At 40.2% G+C, this 8682-nt stretch carries 9 protein-coding genes and 1 tRNA gene; all 10 read left to right on the forward strand.

The window, feature by feature from the left end:
* Positions 1-51 precede the first annotated feature (51 nt).
* The 10 genes from HMPREF3103_RS00710 to HMPREF3103_RS00750 all read left to right on the forward strand — a co-directional run bounded on the left by HMPREF3103_RS00710 (position 52) and on the right by HMPREF3103_RS00750 (position 8326).
* Positions 52-124 (forward strand) — tRNA-Thr (locus tag HMPREF3103_RS00710).
* A 152-nt stretch (positions 125-276) separates the two neighbouring features.
* On the forward strand, positions 277-1512 hold the full coding sequence (locus HMPREF3103_RS00715) for an LPXTG cell wall anchor domain-containing protein (protein ID WP_070436836.1): 1236 nt from the start codon (positions 277-279) through the stop codon (positions 1510-1512).
* Between the two features lie 128 nt (positions 1513-1640).
* Positions 1641-2375 carry a metallophosphoesterase family protein gene (locus tag HMPREF3103_RS00720; RefSeq protein WP_070436837.1) on the forward strand — a complete coding sequence of 245 codons (735 nt, stop codon included), beginning with the start codon at positions 1641-1643 and terminating at the stop codon, positions 2373-2375.
* A 9-nt stretch (positions 2376-2384) separates the two neighbouring features.
* A complete protein-coding gene (locus HMPREF3103_RS00725; RefSeq protein ID WP_070436838.1) occupies positions 2385-3035 on the forward strand; it encodes a CPBP family intramembrane glutamic endopeptidase in 651 nt (216 codons plus the stop codon).
* Between the two features lie 17 nt (positions 3036-3052).
* A complete protein-coding gene (locus HMPREF3103_RS00730; protein ID WP_070436839.1) occupies positions 3053-4177 on the forward strand; it encodes a sensor histidine kinase in 1125 nt (374 codons plus the stop codon).
* A 14-nt stretch (positions 4178-4191) separates the two neighbouring features.
* On the forward strand, positions 4192-4842 hold the full coding sequence (locus HMPREF3103_RS00735) for a response regulator (RefSeq protein ID WP_070436840.1): 651 nt from the start codon (positions 4192-4194) through the stop codon (positions 4840-4842).
* Between the two features lie 175 nt (positions 4843-5017).
* Positions 5018-5116: a membrane magnesium transporter family protein gene (locus HMPREF3103_RS09585; RefSeq protein ID WP_246826936.1), complete on the forward strand. Its 99-nt coding sequence runs from the start codon at positions 5018-5020 to the stop codon at positions 5114-5116.
* A gap of 12 nt (positions 5117-5128) precedes the next feature.
* The gene (locus tag HMPREF3103_RS00740) at positions 5129-6061 is read left to right on the forward strand and encodes an ABC transporter ATP-binding protein (RefSeq protein WP_070436841.1); all 933 of its coding nucleotides are present in this window, start codon (positions 5129-5131) and stop codon (positions 6059-6061) included.
* A gap of 10 nt (positions 6062-6071) precedes the next feature.
* Positions 6072-7226 carry an ABC transporter permease gene (locus tag HMPREF3103_RS00745; protein ID WP_070436842.1) on the forward strand — a complete coding sequence of 385 codons (1155 nt, stop codon included), beginning with the start codon at positions 6072-6074 and terminating at the stop codon, positions 7224-7226.
* Positions 7223-8326, forward strand: a complete 1104-nt coding sequence (locus tag HMPREF3103_RS00750; protein ID WP_070436843.1) for an ABC transporter permease — start codon at positions 7223-7225, stop codon at positions 8324-8326. Before HMPREF3103_RS00745 ends, HMPREF3103_RS00750 begins: the two co-directional genes overlap by 4 nt.
* The last annotated feature ends 356 nt before the right edge of the window (positions 8327-8682 follow it).

The following is an 8682-nucleotide window of genomic DNA, read 5'->3' on the forward strand; positions in this document are numbered from 1 at the left end:
TGTCGTAGGTTCGAGTCCTACTGGCGGAGTTCTTTTTTTTTACCCAAAAATGCTGCTTTAGCTCAGTCGGTAGAGCGTCACCTTGGTAAGGTGGAGGTCGCCGGTTCAATCCCGGCAAGTAGCTTAGAAAAATAGATCAAGCGACTATAGAGGCAAGAAATGAAAATTCATTTCTTGCCTCTTTTCATATAAAATTCACAATTCAATTATATAAAAAATGTAATAATCAATTAAAATTATGAATATAATCTTAATAAAAAATATAAGGAGATATTTATGAAAAAGATTTTATATTCTATCGTAGCATTATTAAGTTTAGTAGTGCTCGTCTTTTCTGCAAAAGTAAATGCAGTTGAGGTTCAAAAGGAAGGGACTACTTTAAAAGTAACGAATCCCAAAGTGACCGTAACGGGAGATGCTTCAGATATTTATGGACGATGGGGATTAACATTCCAAGTTGATTTTCCAGATGAGGTAACGATCAACGAAAATGATACATTACAATTCAATTTAAAAGCACCCATTCGTCTGCAATCGGATTATTCATTTCCAGTTTATAATAAGGCGAATCAAGTCGTAGCCAATGCAAAAGTGAATGCTGCTGAAGGAACTGTAACAGTGACGTTTAGTTCATATTTTGAAGAAAACTATTTGAAAAAGAACATGGAACTTTCTGTTGAAGTATTCTGGGCTTCAGATGATCGACTTGCGGATACGACCCAAGAATTGGATTTCAATGGAACAGTGATCACTCAAAAAATTAAGCCTTTACCAATGCCAGGACCAAATGAAATGGCTGCTAAATGGGGAGCTCAACAAGCGGATAATGCTGAACAAGTTCACTGGTGGGCTCGTTTGAACTATGCTAGAAAGACTTTATCGAATATTGAAATTAAGGACGTATGGGATGCAAATCAAACTTATGTACCAGGTTCATTACGTGTAGAGTTAGTAGAATCGACTTATCCTTGGAAATCAGCTGGATTTCTTTCAGAAAGTGATTATGAAATCACTCCTACTGGAATTACTGTTAAAATCAATTCTACGGATAAAATTATCTTTATAGACTATAAAGTTCAATTAGCCAATCCAAGTAAAAATCCTCAGAATCGCATTACGATTACAGCTGAGGAGTTAGACGATGCGATTTCTACAGATGTGACGTATAAAATGTTAACAGGGATTGGGCTTGCTGATGGTGAAAAGCCAGTAACTACAACGACTACTACTACGACGACCACCACTACAAGTACAACAGAAACGACAACCACTGCTACAACAACGACAGAGTCAACTACAACGGAAGTGACTACTGTGACAACGACTACGGAAGAACCAACGACTGAAGGTACAACGACAACAACCGTTACACCACAAACAACGACAACAGAGGAACCAAAACGCCCAGAGTTACCAAATACTGGAACATTGGAAAATCCTTTTATCCTTGTTTTAGGTGCACTAGCAGCGATTGCAGGTAGTTTCTTAGTCTTTCGTAAACAAGAAGCATAATCATGTCTTTTAAAGACTGAAGATCGGGCGATGGTTCGATCTTCTTTTTGTTTTAAAATAAGCTTCTTTCATATTCAGGGGGTTATTTGCTATAATGAACAGTATGATAGTTATTTGAGGTGGAATAGATGAAGAAAAAGTATTTTATTATTGGAGACATTCACGGTGAAGCGGACATGATGGAAGAGATGCTTCAAAACTGGGATGAGGAAACTCAGCAACTGGTCTTCATGGGTGACTTAATTGACCGTGGTCCCGACAATAAACGAAGTGTCCTTACCGGGATGAAATATGCTAAAGAAAAAAATGCATGGTATATGATGGGAAACCATGAAGTCATGTTCCTAGCGTTTATCGATGATCCAGAGGGACGTTTTCCACATTACTTAAGAAATAACGGAGATACAACGATTAATGACTTACTCGGACGTCCGCAAGATACTCCGGTAAATCCTGTCGAGGATGCCGAAGCGATTAAAGCGCAATATCCAGAACTGATTGCCTTTCTAAGAGAGCGTCCACTCTATATCGATGAAGGAGATTTACTCTTAGCACATGCCGGGGTAGATTTACGTTTGGACGACTGGCACGACACAGAGCCAAAAGACTTTTACTGGATTCGTGAACCGTTCCATAAAGGGGTTAACAACACTGGTAAAACGATTATCTTCGGTCATACGCCTTTACGTGGTTTGAACGAAGATGGCGACTTTATGAAATTATGGCAACAGGACGGCAAAATCGGAATCGATGGCGGAGCTGTCTTTGGCGGTGCGCTTCACGGTATCGTCTGGTCGGATGGACAAATTGAAAAAATTTACAGTATTAAAAATACAAAACCGGTACGTTTTACCGATGACTAGAGGTGAATCATGAAAAAGAATGCAGTTTTACTATGGATTGTTTATTTTCTGAATTTAATTATTTTCCCAAGTTTCTTTATTGTAGAAGTATCTTCAGGAAAATATGCGGTAGATACCCAAATATATGTCGTATTACAAGTCATTTCTATGGTGATTGGAATTTGGCTCTACAGAACCAAAATAGCGCAAGCGGCAAAAGAGTTTGTTAAACGACCTTTTATACGTGATTTAGCGATAGGATATGTTCTTCGAATTGTACTCGCGATTATTGTGTCGAATTTATTAGGGGAATTTACTTCAGATAATCAAGCGCAAATTGAATCCATGATGTCGAAATCCAATCTTGTGATGATGTTTGTATTGCTTTGCGTGGTGGCACCTATTTTGGAAGAATTAGTCTTTCGTGAAGCCATCATTGGGTCTTTCAAAAAATCGATGAATGTCCATGTGTTGACTATTATCTCGGCTGTATTATTCATTCTTTTACATTCCCTTTCTAGTGATGGAAGTGGCATTAATTGGATGTCTGCCTTGCTATACGTTCCTTTAACGATTCCAATCGTAGGAATGTATCGTTACTATGAGAATAATATTGTTGCATCGATTACGATGCACTTTATCAATAATTTTGTTGCATTTTTATTTTTAATGAGTATGTAATTTAGGAGGATGAAATCATGAAAATCGATCAATGGGTAAGATTCATTATTCGGTATGGTTTCATTCTTTTTGCGCTTTTTGAATGGTCGCAACTACCGAATATAAACGCAGGAGACATCGCCTTCTTCTTTGGATTTATCACGCTTGTGCAAGTTGGCTATTATTCATTGAAATATCAGTGGTATATTCTGATTGAAGGCATCGCGGTCGTCCTTCTCTGTTTGTATTTCAACACTATTTTTACAGGCCTGATTCTTCTTCTTTGTTTCGAGGTGAGTTTACGTTTCTCCTTTAGAAATGCATTGATTCTACAATTCATATTAGGTGCAGTCGTTATCATTCCAGCCGTGCAAAAAGGCGATAGCATTCAAGTGGTAATGACTTTGTTCTTCCTTTTATTCTTCTCTTATGGAAATTATATTTTGGAAGAACGAAGAGCTCTTCAAGAAGAGCTGGAAAAAGCGGAGCAAAAACTTAGCGAGCAACGCTATGACTTGCAACAAGCCCAATATAAAATGGGGACAATGAAGGAAATCTTCACGCTACAAGAGCGAAACCGAATTTCTCGTGAGATTCACGATTCTGTGGGACACAGTTTGTCCACGATTATTATTCAGCTAGGGGCGATTTCGCAACTGGCCAAGCAACAGAATTCGCCGATTCAACAAATGAGCGAAGGACTTCGTGATTTTGCGGTTGAAGGATTACAAGAAGTGCGTAAAATTGTTCATGACTTGAAGCCAGAACAAATGGATAAGAAGCAGTTGGATATTGCGCTGGAAGAATTTTTCCACGAAGTACAAGTCAACAGTGGGATCGATATTCAATTTAGAAAAAATGAGCCAACCTTCACGCTATCGAGTGAGGCAGAGCTCAGCATCTTCCGTGGGGTGCAAGAGGCGATTACAAATGCGATGCGACATGGCCAAGCCACACGCATTACCGTGCTACTGATGTATAATCCATCGCAATTAGTCGTAACGATTAAGGATAACGGAACAGGCGCGGTCGATTTAGCTCCAAAAGGCGGACTCAAAACTCTCCAAGAACGACTCCGAGGAGAAGGCGGGTCTGTTGCCATTGAGGCGTCAAATCCTGGCGTGACGGTGCAAATGATTCTACCGAATACAGAAAAACAATAGAAACGAGGAGAACCATGACAAACCCAATCAAACTTATTATTGCCGACGATGAAATGCTCATCCGTACTGGTTTAAAAATCATGCTTGAGGCTAGCGGTAATGTCGAAGTCCTCGCCTTAGCAGAAAGTGGACGTGCGGCCTTTGAAGCCTGTAAGGAGCACCGACCAGATGTGGTCTTGATGGATATTCGCATGCCTGAGAGCAACGGAATCGAAGGCACGAAGCTGATCAAAGAGGCCTTTCCGGAGGTGAAGGTGTTGATTGTGACGACCTTCCAAGATACCGAATATATTGTCGAAGCCGTGCAAAACGGCGCTTCGGGGTATTTGTTAAAAGACAGCAGTCCAGAGGCGATTCTTGACGGGATTAAAGTTGCTCTATCTGGAAAAGTCGTGATGGATACAGTAATTTCAGAGGCGTTACTGACAAATACAACTGTTGAGAAGCCTGCGACCTTTGATGCGGAGAAATGGGGACTCACACCGCGTGAGGTGGAACTCATCCAGCAAGTGGCGCAAGGATTAAGCAATAAGGAAATCGCACAAACGCTCTTCCTCTCAGAAGGAACAGTAAAAAATAATATTAGTACGATTCTTTCTAAATTAGAATTGCGTGACCGTACGCAATTAGTTATTTTTGCTTACGAAAATAAACTAAAAAATTAAGCATCACTGCTCCGATTCTTTCAGATAAACCGACAAGGAGTATAGCATCTGAAAGAGTCGGGGCATTTTTTATAAAAACATGACTTTAGTCACGGTATGTGATGACGTTTTGGACTATAGACTCCGATGGGGGGAGTGCTATGATAAGAGTACAAACAAGTAGGAGGATAAACAAATGAACGAATCCAAGAAGACCCCGAAAGATATAAAAGAGGAAGCAATTGTAGCGATTGTTCTTTGTTTATTAACAGCCATTCTTTCATTTATTCGATAAAGAGGTGTACATATGATTGAAATTAAAGACGTAACCAAATCTTACGGACGACATAAAGTCCTACAAAATGTTTCCTTTGAAATTATGGAAGGCGAACTATTCGGATTACTTGGTCCTAATGGAGCAGGGAAAAGTACATTGATTGATATTCTGACAGGAATTCAATCGATGGATAGCGGAGAGATTTTCATTAATGGAAAATCGATTAAAACTGACAAAGTAGAAATTCGAAAACAATTAGGCTTAGTGCCACAAGATATCGCGCTGCTTGAGGAATTGAACGCGGTCGATAACTTAGAATATTTCGGAGGACTCTATGGCTTAGCTGGAGCAGAGTTAAAGAGCCAAATTGAGAAATTATTAGAAGTGGCAGGTCTTACCGATAAGAAGAAAGAAAAAGTGAAAAACTACTCTGGCGGGATGAAACGCCGCTTGAATATTGCCGTTGCAATGTTGCATAACCCTTCGATTTTGATTTTGGATGAACCAACTGTTGGGGTTGATGCGCAGTCGCGTCAACATATCTTCGACTATATTCAGTCGCTGGCTGAACAAGGGACGACGATTCTTTATACTTCGCATTATATGGAGGAAATCGAAACCTTGTGTAAACGCGTCTTCATTCTCGATTTAGGAGAAGAAGTGGCGTATGGAACGAAAGAAGAAGTGAAAAAACTTGTGGGGAATACACAAACTGTAGCTCTCACATTGGACCGCGTGCCTGTTGGATTTGACGAAGTGTTGAAGAACAGCGAAAACGGCATTCAATTTGTAACCGTTGATGGCCAAGACATGGCCCTCACGATTGACCAAACGATTTTCTCAATGATGAAATTGATAGAGCAAGTCGAACAGGCACAGCTCGTGATTAAATCTATCAACGTAAAAGAAACGACATTAGAAGAGGCGTTCTTACAATTAACGGGAAAGACGCTACGTGATTAAAGGAGGACTTATGAGATACATTCGTTATATTAAAGCCAATTTAATATCCTCTCTGAAGTCCATTCCAGCGCTACTGATGCTGGTTTTAATGCCATTTCTTTTAATGAGTTTCTTGGCGTTTTCCACAAAGAGTGCCTTCAATCCATCTGATTTAACGATTGAAACGAAGATTTATATCAATAATCAAGACAAAGGTGCTTACGGAGAACAAGTTGTTGCATTGTTTGAGAAGCTTACGGAGGAAAAACAAATTTCGCTGACAAGTGTGAAAGAAAATGCCAAAATCATTGCGACGATTCCATCTGATTTCACACAGTCAATTCAAACGCGTTCACAAGCAACTCCTATTGTCCTTGAGAAATCAGGGAGAACATCAAATACATCATTTGCGGTTTATCAATCACTCTTACAAACTATCACTTCGCAACTGTTAGAAGCAAGTTCCGTGATGAATAAAGTTGCGGAAAGTCAAAATGCATCGATTACGCCAGAACAAGTAGCGGAGATGCTAGTATCCTTACAACAGGAGATCCAGGCGGGAGCTTTTGAGACGGAACAGGTGGAAGCAGAGTCACAAGTGACTGCGAACCAACACTACGCGATTACAGGTTTGGGATTTCTATTTATCGTGTTCCTTGAAACTGCGATGCGTTCTGGAGTACAAAAGGAACTGAGAGGGCTTCGTAAACGCTTGGACGTATTGCCGTTTAGCATTTCAGAAAAAGACAGACTTGATTTAGCCGTGAACATGATAATGACGACTCTATTGTCATTCGTGTATATTGGCCTGTGGAAGATTCTTGATCCAACGACTTTTGGAGGAAACTTCGGTAGCATTATTGCCCTCGTCGTTTTCTATAGTTTAGTCTTTAATGTACTTGGAAATTTAATCGGCAATTTCGTGACCGAGAAGAATTTAACAGCATTCTCGACTTCTATGAACTTAATCTATATGGTCTTATCAGGGATGATTCCACTTGACCGTATCAGTTCAACCTTTAGTTTCCTCGGCGGAAATCCACTTCAAAAATTTATGTATACACCATTTGTCGAAGTAATGAATGGGATATCGATGAGAGGGATGGTGACCGTTGCTGCCCCTATTATTTTAGTGTTAGGGCTAGTCTTTAACTGGTCATTGAAGAGAAAGGAGGCACGTCAATGAATCTTATCAGAATGACAATCTTTCATTTGAAACGATTATTGAAGATGCCGCTGATTCTCTTTTTTATGATTGGGATGCCAGCTTTAGTCAATGGAATAATGATTGCAGCACAAGGAACAGTGGATACCACAGCGCCAAGTACGGTCGCAAAAACCGTTGCCTTTGTGTTTGAAGAGGGAAATGATGAGTACCAAGAATTAATCACAGAGTATATCAGAGAAGAAAATGTATATTTTGATTTAGAAAGCGCGAAAGAAGCCTTGAAAAGAGGCGAAATGACGGTCATTTACCAAGTACCTGCCAATTATTTACAGAATGCGAAAGAAGGACAAGTGCCGACGATTCGCATCTTTAATACGCAACGTGGGACAAGAGATTTTCTGCTCGATGCGCAATTGACGAAGGTGCTAAAAGAAGTCATGTTAAACGCGAAACTGCAAGAAGTAGGCGTGTTGACGAAAGAAGAGACATTGCCTGTGGATGACAATCAAATGGTGGTTGCCAGACAAGATTCGAAGACGAGTGTAGCAACCGGAATCGTAATGCTCTTACTTCTATTTTATGTCATCATTAATGCGTCGGTGATTTCTTCCGACTGGATTAACTTTAAGAAGACTCATGTATTGAAACGATCGGTCGTATCTCCGCGTTCGAATATGGAAATCATGCTCTCGTTCTTATTGGCGTACTTTGTCTTTATCTTTGTCGCAAATATGGGACTCATGGCATTGATGCACCTTTCTGGTTTGGTTCCAGAAATGAACTGGGGTGTATTCACGGGATTATTAGCTGTAACGATTATATATAGTCTCTGCCTAAACTTATTCTTCTTTAGAATTTTCAAGATGCCAGGACATGCAACGACATTTGGAATTCTGTTTGTAATGATAATGGCGGGGCTTGGAATGCCAGCGGCGTTTGGGGATTTAGTAGGTGGAAGTTGGCTCCATATCGTGGCTTATATCAGCCCAATTTACTGGTTGTACAAGGCGATTGACCTTCAAACAATCTTCCCAGCAGTCTGGGTTATCCTTGCGATGGCAGGGGTCTACCTCACAGCAGGAAGCTACCGCCTCGAGCAGTATGTGCAAAATAAATAGGACGGACAAAAAAACAGGACACTATAAGCTCCTATGGATATCTTCATAGTAGTGACAATAGCTGCACCGGATTGAGCCTTACGTCTCAATTCCTTTCAAGCTTCAAACTGCCGCTAGGAAATAAATTCCTTAGCGGCAGTAATTCACATTGAATGCACTCGCTATTGTTCCTACTATAGAATCCATGGAGCTTTTCGTGTCCTATTTTGTCCTTTTTGCTGAAAAGTTAATGAGGTGCTTTCTGAGTGAGGAGCCTCGCAAGATAAACAGATGATGGGATGCATGCTCTCAGGTTGAAAGGAAATAAAAAAGCAAAATGTAACTTATATGTGATATGCTCCCTCTAAAGTAGACTC

It is taken from the genome of Granulicatella sp. HMSC30F09 (assembly GCF_001806915.1).
GTDB classification, from domain to species: Bacteria; Bacillota; Bacilli; order Lactobacillales; family Aerococcaceae; genus Granulicatella; species Granulicatella adiacens.